The organism is Bacteroides sp. ET489, from assembly GCF_030518095.1.
GTDB lineage: Bacteria > Bacteroidota > Bacteroidia > Bacteroidales > Bacteroidaceae > Bacteroides > Bacteroides ndongoniae.
In genome coordinates, this window is the sequence record NZ_JAULLJ010000007.1 from 143,432 (window position 1) to 165,075 (window position 21,644).

At 44.5% G+C, this 21,644-nt stretch carries 21 protein-coding genes; 11 read left to right on the forward strand and 10 right to left on the reverse strand.

What is annotated here, in order from left to right; genetic code table 11:
* The first annotated feature begins 90 nt into the window (after window positions 1–90).
* On the forward strand, window positions 91–1,497 hold the full coding sequence (gene uxaC, locus Q3C19_RS06130; protein WP_277121806.1) for a glucuronate isomerase: 1,407 nt from the start codon (window positions 91–93) through the stop codon (window positions 1,495–1,497).
* Window positions 1,498–1,580: 83 nt separating this feature from the next.
* On the opposite strand, the gene Q3C19_RS06135 is transcribed toward uxaC, so the two are convergent.
* Both Q3C19_RS06135 and Q3C19_RS06140 read right to left on the reverse strand, forming a co-directional pair.
* Window positions 1,581–2,447, reverse strand: coding sequence for a glycoside hydrolase family 16 protein (locus Q3C19_RS06135; RefSeq protein ID WP_302727940.1), 867 nt, complete (start codon window positions 2,445–2,447; stop codon window positions 1,581–1,583).
* 70 nt (window positions 2,448–2,517) lie between these two features.
* On the reverse strand, window positions 2,518–3,429 hold the full coding sequence (locus tag Q3C19_RS06140) for a glycoside hydrolase family 3 C-terminal domain-containing protein (RefSeq protein ID WP_302727942.1): 912 nt from the start codon (window positions 3,427–3,429) through the stop codon (window positions 2,518–2,520).
* Window positions 3,430–3,708: 279 nt separating this feature from the next.
* On the opposite strand from Q3C19_RS06140, the gene Q3C19_RS06145 reads away from it, so the two are divergent.
* From Q3C19_RS06145 to Q3C19_RS06155, 3 genes are read left to right on the forward strand one after another with little or no spacing between them, the layout of a single operon-like run.
* Window positions 3,709–4,992 carry a site-specific integrase gene (locus tag Q3C19_RS06145; RefSeq protein ID WP_302727944.1) on the forward strand — a complete coding sequence of 428 codons (1,284 nt, stop codon included), beginning with the start codon at window positions 3,709–3,711 and terminating at the stop codon, window positions 4,990–4,992.
* Window positions 4,989–6,296 (forward strand): site-specific integrase, encoded by a 1,308-nt coding sequence (locus tag Q3C19_RS06150; protein ID WP_302727946.1) that lies wholly within the window; start codon window positions 4,989–4,991, stop codon window positions 6,294–6,296. The genes Q3C19_RS06145 and Q3C19_RS06150 overlap by 4 nt, the downstream gene beginning before the upstream one ends.
* Complete coding sequence (locus Q3C19_RS06155; RefSeq protein WP_302727948.1) at window positions 6,268–6,642, forward strand: transporter; 375 nt, start codon at window positions 6,268–6,270, stop codon at window positions 6,640–6,642. Before Q3C19_RS06150 ends, Q3C19_RS06155 begins: the two co-directional genes overlap by 29 nt.
* A gap of 89 nt (window positions 6,643–6,731) precedes the next feature.
* Here Q3C19_RS06155 and Q3C19_RS06160 read toward each other — a convergent pair whose 3' ends face one another.
* The 3 genes from Q3C19_RS06160 to Q3C19_RS06170 are packed head-to-tail and all read right to left on the reverse strand — an operon-like array spanning window position 6,732 to window position 7,686.
* A complete protein-coding gene (locus tag Q3C19_RS06160; RefSeq protein WP_118154412.1) occupies window positions 6,732–7,034 on the reverse strand; it encodes a helix-turn-helix domain-containing protein in 303 nt (100 codons plus the stop codon).
* 41 nt (window positions 7,035–7,075) lie between these two features.
* The gene (locus Q3C19_RS06165; protein ID WP_302727952.1) at window positions 7,076–7,387 is read right to left on the reverse strand and encodes a helix-turn-helix domain-containing protein; all 312 of its coding nucleotides are present in this window, start codon (window positions 7,385–7,387) and stop codon (window positions 7,076–7,078) included.
* 14 nt (window positions 7,388–7,401) lie between these two features.
* Window positions 7,402–7,686, reverse strand: a complete 285-nt coding sequence (locus tag Q3C19_RS06170; RefSeq protein ID WP_302727954.1) for a hypothetical protein — start codon at window positions 7,684–7,686, stop codon at window positions 7,402–7,404.
* Window positions 7,687–7,930: 244 nt separating this feature from the next.
* Between Q3C19_RS06170 and Q3C19_RS06175 the strand changes: the two genes are divergently transcribed.
* From Q3C19_RS06175 to Q3C19_RS06205, 7 genes are all read left to right on the forward strand, one after another.
* Window positions 7,931–8,371 carry a DUF3408 domain-containing protein gene (locus Q3C19_RS06175; protein WP_302727956.1) on the forward strand — a complete coding sequence of 147 codons (441 nt, stop codon included), beginning with the start codon at window positions 7,931–7,933 and terminating at the stop codon, window positions 8,369–8,371.
* 183 nt (window positions 8,372–8,554) lie between these two features.
* On the forward strand, window positions 8,555–8,920 hold the full coding sequence (mobC, locus tag Q3C19_RS06180; RefSeq protein WP_302727958.1) for a plasmid mobilization relaxosome protein MobC: 366 nt from the start codon (window positions 8,555–8,557) through the stop codon (window positions 8,918–8,920).
* Between the two features lie 9 nt (window positions 8,921–8,929).
* The gene (locus tag Q3C19_RS06185; protein ID WP_302727960.1) at window positions 8,930–9,868 is read left to right on the forward strand and encodes a relaxase/mobilization nuclease domain-containing protein; all 939 of its coding nucleotides are present in this window, start codon (window positions 8,930–8,932) and stop codon (window positions 9,866–9,868) included.
* A 2-nt stretch (window positions 9,869–9,870) separates the two neighbouring features.
* Complete coding sequence (locus Q3C19_RS06190) at window positions 9,871–10,530, forward strand: hypothetical protein (RefSeq protein WP_302727962.1); 660 nt, start codon at window positions 9,871–9,873, stop codon at window positions 10,528–10,530.
* Between the two features lie 5 nt (window positions 10,531–10,535).
* Window positions 10,536–11,744, forward strand: a complete 1,209-nt coding sequence (locus tag Q3C19_RS06195; RefSeq protein WP_302727964.1) for a site-specific integrase — start codon at window positions 10,536–10,538, stop codon at window positions 11,742–11,744.
* A 231-nt stretch (window positions 11,745–11,975) separates the two neighbouring features.
* Entirely contained in the window at window positions 11,976–12,995 is a 1,020-nt protein-coding gene (locus tag Q3C19_RS06200) for a restriction endonuclease subunit M (RefSeq protein ID WP_302727966.1), read from the forward strand.
* A 6-nt stretch (window positions 12,996–13,001) separates the two neighbouring features.
* Window positions 13,002–16,922, forward strand: a complete 3,921-nt coding sequence (locus Q3C19_RS06205; RefSeq protein ID WP_302727968.1) for an Eco57I restriction-modification methylase domain-containing protein — start codon at window positions 13,002–13,004, stop codon at window positions 16,920–16,922.
* Between the two features lie 214 nt (window positions 16,923–17,136).
* Here Q3C19_RS06205 and Q3C19_RS06210 read toward each other — a convergent pair whose 3' ends face one another.
* The 5 genes from Q3C19_RS06210 to Q3C19_RS06230 form a co-directional block, all read right to left on the reverse strand.
* Complete coding sequence (locus Q3C19_RS06210) at window positions 17,137–17,628, reverse strand: HEPN domain-containing protein (protein ID WP_302727970.1); 492 nt, start codon at window positions 17,626–17,628, stop codon at window positions 17,137–17,139.
* Entirely contained in the window at window positions 17,625–18,746 is a 1,122-nt protein-coding gene (locus Q3C19_RS06215) for a DUF262 domain-containing protein (protein ID WP_302727972.1), read from the reverse strand. The genes Q3C19_RS06210 and Q3C19_RS06215 overlap by 4 nt, the downstream gene beginning before the upstream one ends.
* A 24-nt stretch (window positions 18,747–18,770) precedes the next feature.
* The gene (locus Q3C19_RS06220) at window positions 18,771–19,373 is read right to left on the reverse strand and encodes an RloB family protein (protein ID WP_302727974.1); all 603 of its coding nucleotides are present in this window, start codon (window positions 19,371–19,373) and stop codon (window positions 18,771–18,773) included.
* A gap of 4 nt (window positions 19,374–19,377) precedes the next feature.
* Window positions 19,378–20,676: an ATP/GTP-binding protein gene (locus Q3C19_RS06225; RefSeq protein ID WP_302727976.1), complete on the reverse strand. Its 1,299-nt coding sequence runs from the start codon at window positions 20,674–20,676 to the stop codon at window positions 19,378–19,380.
* Between the two features lie 321 nt (window positions 20,677–20,997).
* The coding region (locus tag Q3C19_RS06230; protein WP_302727978.1) for a glycoside hydrolase family 3 N-terminal domain-containing protein at window positions 20,998–21,644 on the reverse strand (647 nt) is incomplete at its 5' end.

Sequence of the window (21,644 nt, forward strand, 5' to 3'; positions counted from 1 at the left end):
AGCTAAAAATGAAATATTTTACTAATAATCAATACAATAGATATTAGTATAGAAGAAATAATAATTATATACACTTAAATCGATTGAAAAATGAAAGAATTTATGGGAAAAGATTTCCTGCTGCAGACCGAAACCGCACAGGAACTGTATCATGAACACGCAGCCAAGCTGCCCATCATCGACTATCATTGCCACCTCATTCCGAAAATGGTAGCAGACGATTACCAGTTCAAATCCATCACAGAAATCTGGTTGGGCGGAGACCACTACAAATGGCGTGCTATGCGCACCAATGGCATCGACGAGCGTTTCTGTACAGGCAGCGATACGAGCGACTGGGAGAAATTCGAGAAATGGGCCGAGACTGTACCCTACACCTTGCGCAATCCGCTATACCACTGGACACATCTGGAACTAAAGACAGCCTTTGGCATCGAAAAGATTCTGAATCCCCAGACTGCACGTGAAATCTTCGACGAATGCAACGAGAAACTTAAACTCCCAGAATATTCGGCAAGAGGCATGATGCGCCGTTATCATGTAGAAACAGTATGTACTACTGATGATCCCGTAGATTCTTTGGAATATCACATCCAGACACGCGAAAGCGGTTTCGAAATAAAAATGCTTCCTACCTGGCGTCCGGACAAAGCCATGGCTGTAGAAGTACCTGCTGACTTCCGCAATTACGTTGAGAAACTTTCACAGGTCAGCGGTGTCACCATTTCCGGGTTCGACGATATGATAGACGCCTTGCGCAAACGCCATGAGTTCTTTGCCGAACAGGGCTGTAAACTGTCCGACCACGGTATCGAAGAATTCTACGCCGAAGACTACACCGACGCTGAAATCAAAGCCATATTCAACAAAGTATACGGAGGACAAGAACTGACACACGAAGAGATCCTCAAATTCAAGTCGGCCATGCTTGTTATATTTGGCGAAATGGACAGTGAAACAGGATGGACACAACAGTTCCACTACGGAGCCATCCGCAACAACAACAGCAAAATGTTCAAGCTGCTGGGTCCTGATACCGGTTTCGACTCTATCGGCGAATTTTCTACCGCAAAGGCACTGGCTAAGTTCCTCGATCGGTTGAACTCGGAAGGCAAACTCACCAAGACCATTCTGTACAACTTGAATCCTTGTGCCAATGAAATGATAGCCACCATGCTCGGCAATTTCCAGGACGGAAGCGTCCCCGGCAAAATACAATTCGGTTCAGGATGGTGGTTCCTCGATCAGAAGGATGGAATGGAAAAACAGATGAATGCCCTGTCGGTACTCGGTCTGCTGAGCCGATTTGTAGGAATGCTTACCGATTCACGTTCCTTCCTGTCTTATCCTCGCCACGAATACTTCCGCCGTACTCTCTGCAACCTGATAGGTCGCGACGTGGAAAACGGCGAAATACCTGTTTCCGAAATGGTACGCGTCAGACAGATGGTTGAAGATATCAGCTACTACAACGCTAAAAATTTCTTCAAATTCTAAAAGATAGATAGTACAAAAAAGAAAGAGGTGTATCAGGAGAGCATTCGTTGCCTGATACACCTCTGTTTTTTATTACATTATTGTTATTTTTCCTGATAATACCTCACATAATCTATTTCCATTCTTGCCGGAAAAATCGTTTCGTCAATTCCCCACATTCCTCCCCAGCCTCCTCCAACTGCGATATTCAGAATCAAATAAAAAGGCTGATCAAACGGCCATTTCACAAACGAGGAATTCTTTCCACGATTATAGGTAAAAATCACTTTGTTATCAAACAGAACTTCCAGAGATTCTTCATTCCAAATCAGAGAATATAAATGAAACTCTGTATTCAGTGTCTCCGATATAATTGTTCCCGAAGCAATACGATTATTATTTACATCAGTATCCGTGGTATGTACAGTCGCAAATATCTGATTATGTACATTATCTCCCCATACATATTCCATTATATCAATCTCTCCACTACGAGGCCATCCTCCATATTTATTATCCAATGGCATCATCCAAATGGCGGGCCATATTCCACGTCCTACAGGAATTTTGGCAGATACATCCAACCTTCCGTATTTTATCGGAATAGTTTTTAACGACCGGAGTTCAGCCGAAGAATATTCAAATTGGTATGGTTCACCTGTCCATTGATTGACTCCTTCATGCGGATCCTTATGTGCTTCTATTATCAATTTCCCATTTTCTACACGGGCATATTTAGGATCAGCTTTCTTGTAATCCTGCAATTCATTATTACGACAATACCCTTCATCATATCCCCAATAATATTCATTTACCATTCCATCTTTATCAAATTCATCAGACCAAACCAATTCATATTCTTTACTTTCATTAATATTATCATCCAGTTCTATAGGTTCATCTACTCCGTTATCATTCGAACAAGCAGCTGCGAGGAGTATTAAAGCCAAGGTAGTAATCATTGTCTTCATATATTTTTTAGTTACTAATTTTTATATTTCTATCTTCTTGAATAATTCAAGTTGCAGTATTCATCCAATTTTAATTATATAATATGACGGTTTTCTTCAAATGGTCAGAACTGTTACCCACCATCAATTCAAACTCACCCGGTTCCACTACATATTCCAAGTTTCCATTATAAAAGCCCAGTTCTTTTTCATGAAGCTGAAAAACAACTTCCTTTTCCTCACCAGGTTTCAATGTCACCTGCTCAAAACCTCTCAATTCCTTTACGGGGCGAGTCACAGACGATACCAAATCACGAATATACAATTGCACAGTCTCCTTACCTTCACATTTACCAGTATTCTTTACTGTCACTCTACACTCTACCGTCTCTCCCTTTTTATATTCTTTTTTGGAAGGAATCGGATCTGATATTTCAAACTGTGTATAACTCAATCCATAACCGAAAGGATATGCCGGACGAAAATCCTGATCAAGATATCCGCAAGTATACGTCATAAAGCCTGGCTGACTAGGTCTTCCCGTATTCTTATAATTATAATATATTGGAACCTGGCCTATGGCAGCCGGAAAAGTCATCGGCAATTTTCCGGACGGATTATAATCACCAGACAGCACATCGGCTATCGAATTCCCGGCTTCCGTTCCCAACCACCATGTCATAAGAATTGCATCAGCATAAGGTTCCAATTCATTAAATATCAGCGGACGCCCGCCCATTACCAATACAATCACCTTTTTTCCCATCTCCTTCAAGTGTTTAACCAATTGCTGTTGTGAATCCGGAACATCAATATGAGCCATAGAACGTGCTTCACCACTCTGATATGCCCTTTCTCCTACTCCTACAATTACTATATCAGACATCGCAGCCACCCTCTTAGCCCCAGCCAAATCCAATTGATTGGTTTCCAAATCGAGCATCAAAAAAGCAAGATTGCGACAAATAACGTAACTCACTGAATCACACGTGTAAACTTCCATTTTCTTCTTATCGCTGCCAAGTGGCAAAAAAGCAAGATGCAGCGGATATATGCAAGCTTTCCGTTACGAATGCATTACCTGTTTATGGTGAAAGAAGCCTTTCCAAAATCCTTTTAGCAGAGCTGTAGGACAACGGTTTAGCCTGCTTGTGAGGCTTTCCTTTCCATAATGGGTTAAAATAGTTTCTCAATGGATTTTCTTGCACTCGTCCGCACCATTCTGCAAACAGATGATTAGCTCTATTGGCTGTAATTTTGCGAACAAAAAATAGAGCTGTTTATGGAAGAATTAAAAGTAACGTTTTACCTCAAAAAGAACGAGGAAAGAGCCGATGGGACGGTACCTGTCTTGGGACGAATCCGTATCGGCAAGTCAATGGTGCAGTTCAGCACCAAAGTATATGTCATTCCCGCCCTGTGGAATGTTAAGCCAGGAAGAGCAGTGGGCAAAAGCAAACAAGCCGCAGCCACCAATAAGGAGCTTGACAGGATTTCACTGGACATCCATTCCGCTTACAAGGACTTGCTGGCGAAAAAGGAAACCGTATCAGCGTTGGAAGTGAAAAATGCCTTTCAGGGCATCTCATCCGAGCAGGAAACCCTTGTATCGTTTTATGGCAAATGTAATGAACGGTTTTACGAGAAAGTCGGCACAAACCGTAAAGTGGAAACTTATAAGCGGTATTGTGTGGCATTGAACCACTTGAAAAATTTTCTTAGGCAGAAATATCATGTTAAGGATATGCCATTTCAAGCTCTCACTCCGTCCTTCGTTTCCTCTTTTGACCTCTATCTCCGTGCAGACCTGAAAATGGCATTGGGAACAGTGAACAACATTATCGGACGTTTGCGCAGCGTCATCAAGTCGGCACTCAATGACGGACTTTTGCGTAAAGACCCTTTTAACGGTTATACGTTTGATTATCCGCAGATTGTTCCGAAGTTCCTTTCAGAAAAGGAACTGGAACAGATGATGAACACTCCATTGCCGAAACCGAACCTCAATCTTGTGCGTGACGTGTTTCTCTTTTCCGCGTTCACAGGCATCGCCTTCAGCGACATACGCAATCTCACCCAAAAGAACCTTTTGAAAGCGGAGGACGGGATATGGTGGATTCATAGTGCGCGTAGAAAGACAGGAACGCCTTTCCATATTCCATTGCTGGATTTGCCATTGGAACTTATTGACAAGTACCGTGGCATAGCTCCTAATGGCAGACTTTTCCCGATGCTCAGTTGCAGCAAGACGAACATCAATCTGAAAAAAATAGCGTCAATATGCGGAATCGAACGCCGGGTGACCTTTCATCAGGCAAGACATACCTATGCCTCGGTAATCACTCTTTCTCAGGGAGTTCCGCTTGACACGGTACGCGAATTGATGGGGCATCGCGACTGGAGGGCTACACAAATTTATGCGCATCTTACCAATGACAAGGTAAGCGAGGATATGGGCAGGTTGCAAGAACGTATCGGTAACAAGTTCGAATTGACAGACAATAAAAGGGCGGAAGTTGTTATTCCAACACCCCAAATCAAACGTACCAAAAGGATGAAACCATGAGACAGGAGAGAAAGACCACTTACAATACTTTCGCCGTATTGTTTTATATCAACCGACAAAAGGTGAAGAAAAACGGCTTGTGTCCGCTCATGGGCAGGATTTCCATCAACACCGAGGTCGCACAGTTCTCCACGAAAATGGATGTACGACCTGATTTGTGGGATGCCAAGGCATACCGTCTGACAGGTAAAAGCCGCACCGCCAAAGAAACCAATGCCAAGATAGACAAGATTGAAGAGGACATACGCCGTTATTACAAAGAAATTCTTGACGAACAGGGGTATATCACAGCAGGACTTGTCAAGAACGCCGTGAACGGCATCGGGCAACACAAGCGGAAGTTGTTGGAGCTGTATCGTGAGTATATGGAAGACTTTGCCAAACGTGTGGGTATCAACCGTGCGCCAAGCACTCTAAGAAGTCATAAGACATCATATTGCAATCTTCAGAATTTTATCCGTGAATATTATGGCATTGAGGACATCCCTTTCAAACAATTGGATTATGCGTTCATCGAAAAGTATGACAATTACTTGCGTGTGGAAAAAGGATTTTCAGGCATGACCATAGAAAACCACATCATCATGTTGAAAACAATGACAAGGACGGCAATGGCACAAGGTACAATCCAATACAATCCGTTCGCATCATTCTCGCCTGAAAAGGCGTTGAGGAAGCACCGCCATCTGACAATGGACGAGTTGCAGAGGCTGATGAATACGCCTATCCGGGAAAAGTTCCTGTGTTTTGTCCGCGACCTGTTTGTCTTTAGCACGTTCACTGGCATCGCATATGCGGATATGTGCAATCTGGATGTTTCCAACCTAAGTAGGGATGACCAAGGAAATCTTTGGATAAAATTCAAACGCCAAAAGACAAAAAGCGAGTGCAGCATACTTCTCCTTGATGTTCCACGGAATATCATGGAAAAATACGAGTGCGAACGGAAAAGTGACAAACTTTTCAATATGCCCTGCCGTTCAGCCCTGACAAACAACATGCCTAAACTTGCCAAAGTATGCGGTATAGAACATCGGCTTACCTACCATATGGCAAGGCATAATTTCGGCACCCTGATTACTCTCTCTCAGGGAGTTCCGCTGGAAACCGTATGCCAAATGATGGGACACAAGAGCATGAGCACCACGCAAATCTACGCCCGACTGACCCATCAGAAAGTGGACGAGGACATGAAGAAACTGACACAGCGCATAGGCAACAAGTTCCGTATGCCGGAATGGAACAAGGATAAAGAAAATATCAAAAACATACATTATGGACAGGGGAATAATCACAATTACTGAAAACGGGGCGTTCACGATGCCGACCGCTCCCGTTTGGATGACGCAGCAAGAAATGTGCGATACCTTCAACGTGTTCGGCTGCTATATTCGTAAGGCTATTGCTGCCATTTACAAAAACAATGAATTGTCGGAAGAGGAAACGGTGCGGCACGTCAGGCAGGACGGCAGGATTCGCTACGATGTTTACAGCCTTGAAATGGTGATAGCCGTGGCGTTCAGGTTGCGAAGCCGCGAGGCAATGGCTTTCCGAAAGTTTATCGTGGAAAGGCTGTACACAGCAAGCCGTGAAAAGTCTGTAAATTTGTTCTTTTCGCTGTCCGTAGCCAGCCCACGGTGTTCGTGTTAGCTGTAAAGGATATAACATTACACAAAGAAAGCCGATGGCGACAAGTGAATTGTCCGCCATCGGCTTTCTTTGTTTTTGCACATTCAGATTTACGTTTCCAAGCGGTATGCATTCCGATACCCGCTCATCACCATCTTTTCGATGTCGGACTCCTTGTACAGAATTTTTCCGCCCAACTGGTAATAGGCAATCATCCCGTTGCTGCGGTAGTCCTGCAAGGTGCGTCGGCTCACCTTGAGCCATGCCGACACCTCCTTGTCCGTCAGGAACTGTTCGTTACTTGGCGAAGCCTTGTGCCCCGCGTCCATTCTTTCGATGCCTTCAAGCAGGGCATCCAGTTTTCCGATGAAGCCGACCTCCAGTTCACGGTCGGCAAGAATCAAGTCGTTCATAATTTACAGTGGATTTAGTGGTTGTACATTGTGTTGTCTGATTAGATGCTACAGCCACGATAGGCTGCATCCTTACGTCTGTCCTCCACAAGCCGGACGATGCGCTGCACATCCTCCGGCTTGTAGAAAATCTTATGCCCGATTTGCGAGTAAGCCAGTGTTCCGTTGTCGCGGAGCGTCTGCAAGGTGCGTGGACTGATGCGCAACTGTTGGCAAACTTCTTGGTTGTCCATCCAACGGCTGAGCCGTTTCCCTTCCCTCTTGCGGAGGATTTCATTTACCCGGTCGGACAGGTGGTTGAGCTTGCCGACCATTTCTTCATACTTGCTTTTTGAAATGATTACTACTTCCATACTCATTATATTTACTAATTGTTCTTCTTTTTGCCTGCAAAGTAAAGCCGTTGTCCGCTTGAAACAATGGATTTGCAATGAGGTGGCAGCTTGTGGCAGCAAGTGGTCGGGAGTGGCGTTATCCGTCGAACCCGTGACGACTGTTTCAAGCGTCCGTGGTGCAAAGAAAAGCGAAGTCCGGCATAATCCAACCGCTTTGCACCTGCGTGGCAGCATTTGGCGTCGGTGTGGTAGCCTGTGGCGTTCTTCGGATTCCTATACTTCTTGAAAGGAGCTTCATCTGTTTCACGCCAAGCCATGCCCTTAAATCTGTTCCAACCATTCCAATTAAGCCCTTAAAAATCCTAATGCCATTTCTCGCACAATGGCAAAACGATGCAGCACGCACCGTTCCGACAATGCGTAAAGTGCAAAACCAAACATTGTTGCCACAGTCCGCCCATTCGTTTGACAGCCTGCAATACAGCCATTTCCTTTGCAACTGATAATCGGTCAAATGTGCGCACAACGACTAACATTGTTAAACACTAAATTCAAACAAGTATGAAGAAAAATTTAAGCAGCCAAAGTATGGATGCAGCATTGCAGGATTTTTTAGGTAGCAAGCCGAATATGGAAATCCCTAAGCCCGACACACAGCCTGCCGACACAAAGGAACAGCCGGAAAAGGCAAGCGAGGTTGTACAGGAAAAGTTAAGTGAAGCCGTGCCGGAACAAGCGGATGGAACTCCACAGGTGGTACGCCGCATCAGCGGCAAGCAGCGACGGGCATCGTTGGAGGAGTACAAGGAAGCCTTCCTCCCTGTTCCGTCCATTGAAGACCGCAAGCCCGTATTCCTCAGCCGCCGCACGCGCGATGCACTCGACCGCATTGTCCGCATGTTCGGCGAGCGACGGATGAGCGTGTCGGGACTGGTGGAGAACATCGCCCGGCAGCACCTTGACACCTACGGGGAGGACATCGAAGCATGGCGTAAACTCTGAGAGTTAAGAAGTGGATTGACGGGGTGCAATTCAGAGTTACCCTGAACCTGTCCAACGGAGTTTTGAGGGGAGCAAGTTTGTGTTTCGGGCATACCGAAACCGCTTGCTCCCACTCATGAACTCCGTGGAGAGCTGCATCCCGTTGGTCTAATGGGTATCTGTATTATAAACAGTAACAAACGTATGGAGCATAAGCAAAAAACAGTAAGAAGAAACAAGGGAGGTCGCCCCAAGAAGGGAGCGGCAGATAAGCTGAAATACCGCTTCACGGTGAAGATGGCGACATCGGACTACTACACGCTGAAAGGCAAGGCACGGAGCGCGGGCATATCCGCCGGAGAGTTCCTGCGCCGTTGCATGAGGGACGGGCAGGTGAAGGAACGGCTTACACCGGAGCATACGGATTACGTCCGCAAGCTCTGCGGCATGGCAAACAACCTGAACCAGCTTGCGCACAAGGCGAACGCTGCTGGCTTCGTCACGGTAAAAATGGAATGCCGCATACTCGTGGCACGGATTGAAGAATTGCTGAATTTAATCCTCTTATGACAGCCGGATATGATAGCTAAAATCGTAAAAGGAAGCAGTTTCAGGGGCGTGGTAAACTACATTCTTGACAAAGGAAAGGACGCTAAAATCCTTGTCTGTGACGGTCTGTTTGCCGAGAACAAGGACACGATAGCCATGAGCTTCGAGGCACAATCAAAGATGAATCCGAAGGTTACGAAGCCCGTCGGACACATCTCTTTGGCTTTCCATAAGGAAGATGAACACCGTCTGACCGACCGCGCAATGGCAGGGATAGCGTTGGAATACCTGAAGGAAATGGGGATAACCGACACGCAGGTTCTCATCGTGCGCCACTTCGACAAGGAGCATCCGCATGTGCATATAGCGTTCAACCGAATCGCCAATAATGGCAGGACTATCAGTGACCGCAACGAGCGGATACGCAGCGCACGCATCTGCAAGGAACTGACACGGAAGTACAACCTTTATTTCGCCAGCGGCAAGGAACGGGTGAAGCAACACCGTCTGAAAGAGCCGGACAAGACCAAGTACGGGCTTTATACTATCCTTAAATCGGAAGTTTCAAGGTGTGGTAACTGGAACATGCTTGCCACTAATCTGAAGAAACAGGGCGTGGATATGCGGTTCAAGAACAAGGGCAATTCGGACGAGGCACAGGGCTTAGTTTTCATAATGAACGGCTATTCGTTCAGCGGTTCCAAGATTGACAGGCGGTTCAGCTATTCCAAAATAGATGCTGCATTGGAACGGAACAGACGTACTGAGCGAATGGAAATGCAATGGTCTTCACACCATGAAGAACTGCCCACGTTTCAACCTAAATCAAGGGGCAACGATGATTTGTACAACAGCTCGATTGGTCTTTTCATACCAGACAACACGGACGGACAGGCTGAGGAAAACCGTTTCGAGGAAGAATTAAAACGTAGGAGCAAAAAAAAGAGACAACGTAAAATAAGATTCTAAAAATGGATAATAACGAAGTATATGCACTCTTCGAGGGCATCAAGAATGACCTCAAGGGTATCAACGGGAAGTTGGAGAACGCTTCAAAAGTAGCAAATGACCAAGCAAGCGGACAGCCTCCAGCGATGGACTTGACATCCATAAAGGAGGTGTTTGACAATTCCGCAAAGGAACATCAACAGCAGACCAAAGCCATACTGACTAAGTTCGGAGAGGCGGAGGTTTACGCATCGAACAGGATTCTGAGTTTGTTACGGAATTTGAAGGAATCGTTTGCCCAAAGTTCAAATGAACGGAAGAACGAGCCGCAGGAGCATATCCACCGTCACCAATTCGACATCAAGTCCAACAAGGTGTTTTCTCTTTTGGTCGGCATGGGTATCGTTTGTACCCTTTCCATCTGGGGCAACATTGAACTATGGAAATCCAAGCGTCAGTATGCGGACGATGCGTTGAAGTTCCGCGTCATCCGTTCATGGGGAGGTTGCAACGCCAATCATATCCTTTGGTTGAATGACGTGTTCGACATCCACCGCAACGAGGAAGCCATTGAATGGATACGACAGGAGGCTGCCGACTATGACAGAGGGTTAAAGACTTTGTCCGACAGTCTGATGCAGGAGAGATTGAAAGTTAAACATGTAAACAGCAACAAAAAGTAAGGTGAATGGCATCAGTAAAAGTGAAATTCCGTCCTTCCGCCACAGACGGCAGGGAGGGCAGCATATATTATCAGGTGATACACAACCGCGCGGTCCGCCAGATTACGGCAGACTTGCATGTACATGAAAGCGAGTGGAACGCCGGAACATCGTCCGTAACGATTCCCTCTTGGGCTGATGCGGACAGGAAGCACCATCTTCATATTATCCAAAAACACATCAGCCGTGACGTATTGCGGTTGGAAAACATTATCCGCGACCTGACGCTCAAAGGTGTTTGTTCGGCAGATGCCATTGTGGACGGTTATCGAAAACAGACAAGCCTGCAATCGTTCTTCAATTTCATGGATTCCGTCATCGGACAACTGAAACGCCTGAGCAGGGAACGCACATCGGAAACCTATGCGTCTGCTTTGTCCAGTTTCATGCGTTTCAGGCGGAACAAGGATATACAGTTGGACGATGTGGATGAGGACTTGATAATGGAATACGAGGCATGGCTGAAAACAAATGACACATCCTTGAATACCATATCTTTCTATATGCGTATCCTGCGTGCCACCTACAACCGTGCCGTGGAAAAGGGGTTGACCGTACAGAAACATCCCTTCAGGCATGTCTATACGGGAATGGACAAGACCGTGAAACGCGCCATATCCCTGAAGGACATCCGGCGCATCAAGGAACTTGACCTGACGGGAAAGCCGCATTGGGAACTGGCAAGGGATATGTTCCTCTTTTCGTTTTACACCCGTGGAATGTCGTTCATTGACATGGCTTATTTGAAGAAGTCGGACTTGAAGAACGGCATATTGAGTTACCGGAGGCACAAGACCGGACAACAACTCCATATCAGGTGGGAAAGCTGCATGGAGGAAACCGTGGCGAAATATGCCGCAGGATGTTCCGGTAATTACCTGCTCCCTATCCTGAAACTGCCTTCCAAAAAACTGCGCAGCCAATACAAAAGCACGCTGTTCCGCATCAACAAGTACCTGAAAGAGATTGCCCGCCTGTGCGGTATTGCCGCGCCGCTTACCATGTACGTGAGCAGGCACTCTTGGGCAAGCATCGCCAAGAGCAAGAACATTCCCATTTCAATCATCAGCGAGGGCATGGGGCACGATTCGGAGGAAACCACACGTATCTACCTTGCATCATTGGACGGTTCGGTGATAGACAAGGCGAACGCCCTTATCCTGAAAGACTTGTAATCGGAAGTTGTTTGGGAATAATAGGGGTGCTTCTGACGGGAGAGCATAATGCCTGATAATCAAACCGTTTATTTCTCATTTGTAAAACAACAGCCGTTTCAATGCTGCTTTAATGCTTGTTTGACGCATTTTTATGGAGTGCAAATTGCCCGTTTTTCACAAAAATGTGTAATTTTGCATCCGATAGTGTATCTCCCGTCAGGAGATACACTTTAACATGAGTGTATCAACATGCCTGAAACAGCCGACATATTGGAGAACAGCATCTTGCAGGATTCCCCCGGATTGCTGTCCACCCTGCTCAAAGACCATACGACGAGCAGGGGCGATGCCGTGTGCAACATATTCTGGGCGACTTCCGACTATGAACACCTTGGCAAAGGGTATGGCTACCATGACCCGATATTGCCCGAACTCATTACGGGTGACAACGGTCAGGTCATCATGCCCCGTGTCCTGAAACACAAGGACACCCAGTCTGCGCGTGTCCGTGACATGGCGGAGGTATTCACCCCTGCATGGGTATGCAACGCGCAGAACAACCTCATTGACGAGGCGTGGTTCGGCAGGAAAGACGTGTTCAATACGGAATACACGTCAGAGGACGGCACGCACGGCTGGAAAACGAATCCTGAAAGAATCTCTTTCCCCGAAGGAAAGACATGGAAGGATTATGTCCGTGACACACGTCTTGAAATCACCTGCGGCGAAGCACCCTATATCGTCAGCCGCTATGACGCCACCACAGGCTCAGTTGTTCCGCTTGCCGACCGTATCGGACTACTCGACCGTAAGCTGCGTGTCATCAGCGAGAATACCGAAACTTCCGGCGAATGGCTGGAAGCCGCACAGGAAGCCTACAAAAGCCTCTATGCCTACGAATGGCAGGGCGACAGCCTGCTTATCGCCCGTGAATCCATGCTCGCCTCTTTTGTGGAATACTACCGTGCCAAGTTCGGGAAAGATCCGTTGGCAAAATCCGTCAACTACATTGCCTACATCATTTCGTGGAACGTGTGGCAGATGGACGGGCTGAAAGGTGTCGTGCCAAATAGTTGCCACGACAGGGTGGAAATGTCTACCGACCTTTTCGGAGAAACCACGCGGACTGTGACCGCTTGCGAGGGATGCCGCACGGACAACATTTTCAGGCATAACGGCACTTACTGCCTTATAAAGGACTGGCGCGGCAAAGACCCGCAGACCGGGCGTAAAGGCAAGCGAATCCGATACATCGACCTCCTAAAGTGAATGCCCATGAAATACTTTTCTTCCCTTAAACTGAAGCTGATATACGTGTTCCGCATCAACGATGCTGCACACGAAGGTTGCCTGAAGATAGGCGAGGCTACCTGTGACGATGAGAATGTCATCGGGCTGGCACCGAACAGCAAGCCGCTGAACGAGGCGGCAAGGAAGCGCATTAACCAATATACACAGACCGCAGGCATACGCTACGACCTGTTGCATACTGAACTGACACTGTACAACCGTGGCGGCTTGCGCTCGTTCAATGATAAGGAGGTGCATGCCGTGCTGGAGCGTTCCGGCGTGAAGAGGAAGGTGTTTGACAAGGAGAACAAGGCTAACGAGTGGTTCATCACCACGCTTGATGTCGTAAAGCGTGCCATTGCAGCCGTCAAGGAGGGCAAGGATTCCCTGTCGCCGGGAGAAGTGGCTCACGGGCGCAGCCCCATCGTGTTCCGTCCCGAACAGTGCGAGGCTATTGAGAAAACGGAAAAGCAGTTCAGGAAAGGCAACCAGATGCTATGGAACGCCAAGATGCGTTTCGGCAAGACCCTTTCCGCCCTACAGGTGGTCAAGGACATGGATTTCAAACGCACACTCATCCTTACCCACCGCCCCGTGGTGGACAGCGGATGGTTCGAGGATTTCGGCAAGATATTCTATGACCGCAACAACTTCGCTTACGGCTCCAAGAACAACGGGGAGAGCCATGAAAGCCTTGAACGCAGGGCAAAGTCAGACGGACTGCATTATATCTATTTCGTCTCCATGCAGGATTTGCGCGGGTCGGAACTCGTTGGCGGCAACTTCGACAAGAACAATGAGGTATTCGCTACACCTTGGGACTTAATCATTGTTGACGAGGCGCACGAGGGCACGCAGACCGAACTCGGCAAGGCGGTAATGGCTGAATTGGTCAAGGACGATACGAAAGTCCTACGATTGTCTGGAACGCCGTTCAACCTGCTGGACGATTTCAAGGAGAACGAAATCTATACATGGGACTATGTGATGGAGCAGCGTGCCAAACACGACTGGGATAAGAACCACTTCGGTGACCCGAACCCGTATGCGGCATTGCCTGCCATGAACATCTACACTTACGACCTCGGACGTTTACTGAAAGAGTTTGTCGATGAGGATGTGGCTTTCAATTTCCGCGAGTTCTTCCGTGTGGACAAAGACGGTAGCTTTATCCATGAGCGTGACGTTTCCGCTTTTCTCAACCTGCTTACCAAAGAGGACAAGGAAAGTTGTTATCCTTTCGCCAGCAAGGAATACCGCAATGTGTTCCGCCATACGCTGTGGATGGTGCCGGGCGTGAAGGAGGCAAAGGCGTTGAGTGCCTTGTTGCAGCGGCATCCCGTGTTCCAGCATTTCCATGTTGTCAATGTAGCAGGCAACGGCGATGAGGACGAGGAAAACCGTGGTGCGCTTGAGATGGTAAATGAGGCTATCGGGAAAGACCCGGACCAGACGCGCACCATCACCCTGTCCTGCGGACGCCTGACCACGGGCGTGAGCGTTCCGGCGTGGACTGCCGTGTTCATGCTCTCAGGTTCATATAACACGGCTGCTTCCAGCTATATGCAGACCATCTTCCGCGTGCAGACACCTGCCACTATCAACGGACGGGTGAAAGAGCAGTGCTACGTGTTTGACTTCGCGCCCGACCGCACGCTGAAAGTGCTTGCCGAGACCGCCAAGATTTCTGCCAAGGCAGGCAAGACCTCGCAGGACGACCGCAAGACGATGGGCGACTTCCTCAACTTCTGCCCGGTCATTTCCATCGAAGGCTCGCGCATGGACAAGTTCGACGTGCCGCGTATGTTGGAGCAGTTGAAGAAGGTCTATGTGGAGCGTGTGGTGCGCAACGGATTCGAGGACAACAGCCTCTACAATGATGAGTTATTGAAACTGGATGACTTGGAATTGAAGGAGTTCGATGACCTGAAGAAAATCATCGGTCAGACCAAGGCTATGCCCAAGACCAATCAGGTGGACATCAACAACCAAGGATTAACGGGAGAGGAATACGAGGAAAAGGAGAAGCTGGAGAAGAAGCCCAAGAAGGAACTGACCGAGGAGGAGAAGCGCAGATTAGAGGAACTGAAAAAGAAGACGAAGAACCGCGAGGCGGCTATCTCCATCCTCCGTGGCATCTCCATCCGTATGCCCCTGCTCATCTACGGTGCGGAGCTGGATAACGAGGACGAGGAAATCACCATAGACAACTTCGCCGAGAAGATAGACCCGCGTTCCTGGGAGGAGTTCATGCCCAAAGGGGTGAGCAAGCAGAAGTTCAACGCATTCAAGAAATACTACGACCCGGATATCTTCCGTGCCGCAGGCAAGCGCATCCGTGCGATGGCGAAAGCGGCTGACAAACTGAGTGTGGAGGAGCGCATCGGGCGCATCACGGACATCTTCAGCACGTTCCGCAATCCCGACAAGGAAACGGTGCTTACCCCGTGGCGTGTGGTGAACATGCACTTGGGCGACTGTTTGGGTGGCTACTGCTTCTTTGACAAGGATTATGAGCATACCATTGACGAGCCGCATTTCATTGACCACGGACAGGTCACGAAAAAAGTGTTCACCTCTGACAGCCGTATCCTTGAAATCAATTCCAAGTCGGGCTTGTATCCGCTTTATATGGCATACAGCATTTACCGCTCCCGGTTGAAAGACAGCACCATTTCTGCCGATACGCTTGAAGAGCAGCAGGCGGTATGGGACAAGGTCGTGGCAGAGAACATCTTTGTGGTGTGCAAGACCTCGATGGCGAAAAGCATTACCAAACGGACGTTGGTGGGCTTCCGAAAAGCTAAGACGAATATGTGGGCACCGGATGACCTTATCAATAAAATCAAGAATCAACCGGAACTTTTCATAAAGAAAGTACATGATTTAGTAGGAAAAGATATGAAAATCAATGCAGTAGTGGGGAATCCACCGTATCAAGTGAATGTTGGTAAGACTAAGGATAATTACGGAATAGTGGTTTTCAACGATTTTGTTGAAATTGCGAAACAAATCTCTCCTTTATTTATATCAATGATAATGCCATCACGCTGGTTTACAGGAGGAAGAGGTCTTGATGAATTTCGCAAAACGATGCTGAATGATGAAAGAATAGCATATATTCATGATTTTGTTAATTCTAACGATTGTTTTCCAGGGGTTGATATAGCAGGTGGAATTCAATATTTTTTATGGGACCAAAAACATATTGGAGAATGTCTATTTTCATGTACGTATAAGGGAAATTCAACTCAAACACATCGAAAACTTAACGAATATCCAATTTTTATTCGCTATAATAATCTATTAGGTATTTTGCGGAAAATAAAAATGCAAACATCACAGATTATAAATGAGGATTATATCAGTACACAAACTCCATTTGGGTTTATTTCTACATTTAAAGGGGCATCTAAACCTTTTCAAGGAGCATTAGAATTATTGGGGAGTAATCAATCTATAACTTATGTAAAAGATGACGAAGTCAATAGGAATAGAGATAAAATAAACAAATACAAGGTCATTTTTACAAAAGCAACTCCAGGAGGTGGAAGACCTGATTCTAAAGGTATGTACCTAATTTTAACTTCATTACAAGTTCTACGACCTAAACAAATATGCACCCAAACCTTTCTTATTGGTGGAACTTTTGATACTGAGGTAGAAGCGCATAATTATAAGAAATATTTGAGTACAAGATTTGTGCGTTTCTTAATTGTATTAAGTATGACTTCACAAGATTTAAGTGTTGACAAATTTCAATTCGTTCCTGTACAGAATTTTACAGCACACAGTGACATTGATTGGACCAAGAGTGTAGCTGATATAGACCGATTACTTTATAATAAATATAACTTGACTGATGTAGATATAGCTTGTATTGAGCAGATGATAAAACCAATGTAGAAATGGAAAGTGAAGGTTGAGACAACTCACCTCAACCTTCACAACAAATCTTAATCTTTAATCATTTCTCCTTTCTTACGCCTTTGAATGGCGTGCCATCTTGTTTGACACTTATAAAACGTCTCACATTCTTTTTTAGATGACTAGTTTTCAGACAACAATCTGCTTTTGTTTCGGACAATTGTTTCCCTTGGTAGGATAGTACTAATTTTAATTAGACCATAACAGAATCTAAAATTTCTATAACTCGAATTGCTTCAGAAAAACGATTTTTCATATCATTAAATGATAATGTGGAATTAATGCCATGTGCAACATTATTCCTTTCTCTATTTAATACAGAAAAAGATTCTTTTAAACTTTCAGTATTAGGCAATGCAGCAACCGCAGACTTAAAATTTTGTTGTCTATTATCATCAAAGCGCTTTATTGCTTGACAGATATTGTCATAAGTGGGATTCATGGATGCATCTCTTAAATGAAATCCTATAAATTGCCCCAATTGTGGAGAAATATTTTCATAATAATCAGCAATTATTGTTTTATAACAAATTTCTAAAGTTCCGCATATGCGAATTAAAGAGTATTTTGTTAAATACCCCGATAGAGGACTAGTACTTCCTACGCCATTTATTATTCCAGTAATACGAACTAAATCTGCATTACAATCGTCAATGGCATTTTTTGCATTAATATTATTAATCATAATTCCATGCCATATAAATAATGCAAAGCGTAAGAAATACGGGTGCGAATGCTCTCTGTTTTCATGGTGCCTTGTGAAATACTTTCTCTATATGTTGCGTTCTTTAGTAGTTCAAGGCGTTTGTCTGACAGATTTTCTCCTCGATTAATATATCCTCTTCTTTGTGCTATTGAGGTTGCTATCATAATTGAATCAAAAACTGTTGGATATAGTCTACGCCTAATTTTTGACAAATCATTCTGTAAATTGAAGAAAGCTTCTTCTCCCATATGTGTAAAAATAAAATCAATTACAGAATTGAACTCAAGTTCCTTTTCTGTGATAAAATCAGGCGATGCATTCATTTTTGATTGCATATATTTATTTAGCTCTTGTTTTAGACTTATCTTCTTTTTGTCGGAATTATATATTTCAGGTGAATTTAATGCGTAATACCTAAGAATTAATTCTAAATCCAGCATTCTGGAATCTTCTCCTTGCTCACCATACAAGACACGCCATTGCTGATTCTTGTTTACTTTAAATAAAAGAGTATTCAGTTCACCTTGATACACGCAATTACGAATCTCTTGATTATTCAGGGTAGTTCCACTTGTGTTAATTCTTTCAAACACCTGAAACAGTCCAGAATCATCAGATGGATGCTTTTGCTCAAAAACAATTGCATGAATAGTGTAATTCTTAAGTCTTCTTTTATCAGTTTCCGATAATTCTCTGAAGCATTTTCCTCTCCAACGCTCATTGATAAGTTCAGTATTTACCAACTTAAACTCTGAATTGTCACCATGCCATATTCCTTCTTCAATAAAATCATATAAAGTGCGTATCCTTTGGTATCCATCAATAATTAAACGTTTGCCTGACTGTTCGATATTCGCAAGAAATATACTTGGAACTGGAAGTCCAAGTAATAACGATTCTATAAATCTACTTGCCTCTTTTTTCTTCCAAACATATTTTCGTTGTAATTCTGGTTTCTCTATATCACCTTCTTTATATTGTAAAATTAATTCCCTGACAGATGGATCTGCTCCCCATGATGTGATGTTAAACAAGTCATCATTGGAAAATTCTTCATTTTGTTCTTCTGCAATTAAATCAATTCGTTCGTTACTCATAATTTTTATATTAAATGTATTTGTTTACATATTTTCAAACAACTCTATTACCTTATGTATCTCTGAATATGCTTTCAAATCTTCTGGTGATTTCTGGCAAAGTTGGCACAACTTTTCAGAATTTGACATCGCCCGTTCCAAATCACCATTCTCTGTCAGATATTTATAGAGATTGGTGCGTATGAAATATCGCTTTGTCTTTTCATATCCCGGCATATATTTTTGCAATTCGGGAAGCAGCTGTTCGTAACTCTCATATTGCCGACAAACCACATTCGGCAAGAAGTGGAGCAGGAACCAAAATTCCGTGCATGGATTCGTTTCTACAAACATCACCTTCCCTGCATATTTTTTCTTACTATACTCCTTCTTTGCTTTCTGATATAACTGCATTTCAGAGGGATACTGCAACAGTCTGTCCATATCAAACAAGCATACAATATAATCATATTGCTTATTCAAATAGGACTCTACAAGTTTCAGAATGTGATTGATGTCGCTATGCTGAGGAAAGTCAGGCGCAACCTTGAATGGATAGCGACACGCAATCCTCAGAGAGTCGAAATAAAACCATTCCGTTTCTCCTTCGCCTATGATGGCGATACTTTTTGTTACTGTCCGTCCCATATCATTAGTCATTCAGGTTGAGATACTGGCTACCCAAAAACGGCAACTTTACTAATTTCCCCTGCTTGTAAGCATTGTATGGGGAAAGATTCTTATGCAGTCCCAAAGAAGACAGGCGTACTATTTTAGTTTCGCCAAGTTCGTCTTTGTCGGTGAACCATATCGTATCACGGCGAATGAAATCCTCGTTGAGAAGATTGATGTCATGCGTTGTCAAGAGCATCTGAGATGGTCTATTGCTATTCGCTAAAAACACTTTTAAGAAATAAGCCAACAGTTCGTAATGGATGCTTGTCTCTACTTCATCAATAAGCACGAACCGGTTAGTCTTTAACAAGAAATTCAGAATCACGGCCATGCCCAAAAATCTCATTGTACCATTGGATTCATATTCTTCAGACAAGTCATATACTTTTTCGCCAGCCTTATGTTTGAAGGTCAGTTCCGCATTTGTAATTTTACCCCTTCTTAACATTTCAGCTTTTGCCTCTTTATCAATAGGCGCATTCTGAATCAGCTGTTCCAGTTCAGGGGTAATCAACTCTTCTTCTTCGTTCAACACCACATCTTCTATGTTGAAATCGGATGCTTTCAAGAAATTTAAAATGAACTTCTTCAAATCCCCAGTTTCGTCTTTATCCAATCGTGATTTGACATACCCAGAAAGCAACATGCCAGGAGCTAATACATCCTTTACATGGTTGGCAAAGTAATCGTACACATCATTCAACTTTGTCCGTTCCACATTGCTTTTGCCAAACGCGGCAAGCACACTGCAATTATTGATTGTATTCCCGGAAATTACTTCTTGGCTTTTCCGTAACATTTTCAGGTTTGAACCAAACTCAATGGATGTGGAATCTGTCGCGGCATCATAACTGCGATTATATAGTTTGGTAGGACGAATGGAATCATAAACGACTAATGTCTCGGAATAAATATACTTCGTATCCAATTCAAAACTAAGGACATACTTTGATTGATTGATATAGAATACCATCGACATCTTCGTCGTTTCATTCCTTGAAGTGTCGTCCAACATGAAAGGAACAACTCCAGTTTTTTCATTTCGGTCTTTAGGCATTCTTAATACCAGCATTCTGAAAAACTCGATGGCATTTAATATATTTGTCTTACCGGAAGCATTGGCTCCGTAGATGATTCCTATTTTCAGCAATCTAACACCATCTTTAACTTCATACGAATATTCATCAGACATAAAAGTATCTGATGTAGGTTCAAAGCTGATTCTTTGAGCCGATTTAATGGAGAAAAAGTTTTCAACCGAGAAGTTTGCTATCATACTTGTTGTATTTATCTTATTTGTGAGCAAAGATACAAATAAAATATCATACCACAAAATATAATACGGAATATCGTAGCAAAATTACAAATATGTTATTTAAAATAAGAATTTCATATCTTATATTTTACTAAACATATATTGAGTGATTATTGATAGAAGACGATACGAAAGGGTTGTCAAATTTGTGCATGATGTTTGAGTTTTCAAAGAAAAATTCCTATATTTGCATCAGCTAATCATCCCACTTCAAAGCGATGAAGAATACAGAAGTTAGCACGTTACAAATCCATTACCTATCGCCCAAACAATGCATCGTAACTAATTAAAAGATAATGGGTTGTATTCAGAAAGAATAGTTGTTTCCAGATCGTATCCATCGGCATAGGCGATTACACTATTCGGATATCTGTTCTTAATTCCTTGTAACACAGTAATAGCTTCCTCTCTGACTCCTTCTATAGCCCAACTCCCCATCATATCTTCCTTCGAATCAGCCAATGCACCGACAACAGCAATGTGCTCCGGCTCCTTCAAAGGAAGTACTCCATTATCATTTTTCAACAATACGATAGACTCAGCACCTGCTTCGCGTGCCACTTGCCTTAACTCCGGAGAAAGTACAGTTTTCTGTTGTCGCTGTTCATTACAGTAACGGAAAGGATCATCAAACAAGCCAAGTTCAAACTTTTTCAGTAAAATACGACGTACAGCATCATCAATATAAGCTTCATCCACTGTTCCTTCTTTTACCAACTCCTCCAAGTGAGAAGTATAGGCTCTGGACTCCATATCCATATCGCAACCAGCCGTGCCCCCTTTATAGGCAGCCCCCTTCAGATCTGGGACCAAACCATGATTAACCATTTCTCCTACCGAGTTCCAATCCGAAACGACAAATCCGTTAAAATTCCAGTCACCTTTCAGTACCTCGCGTACAAGATGCGCATTGCCAGTTGCAGGAACCC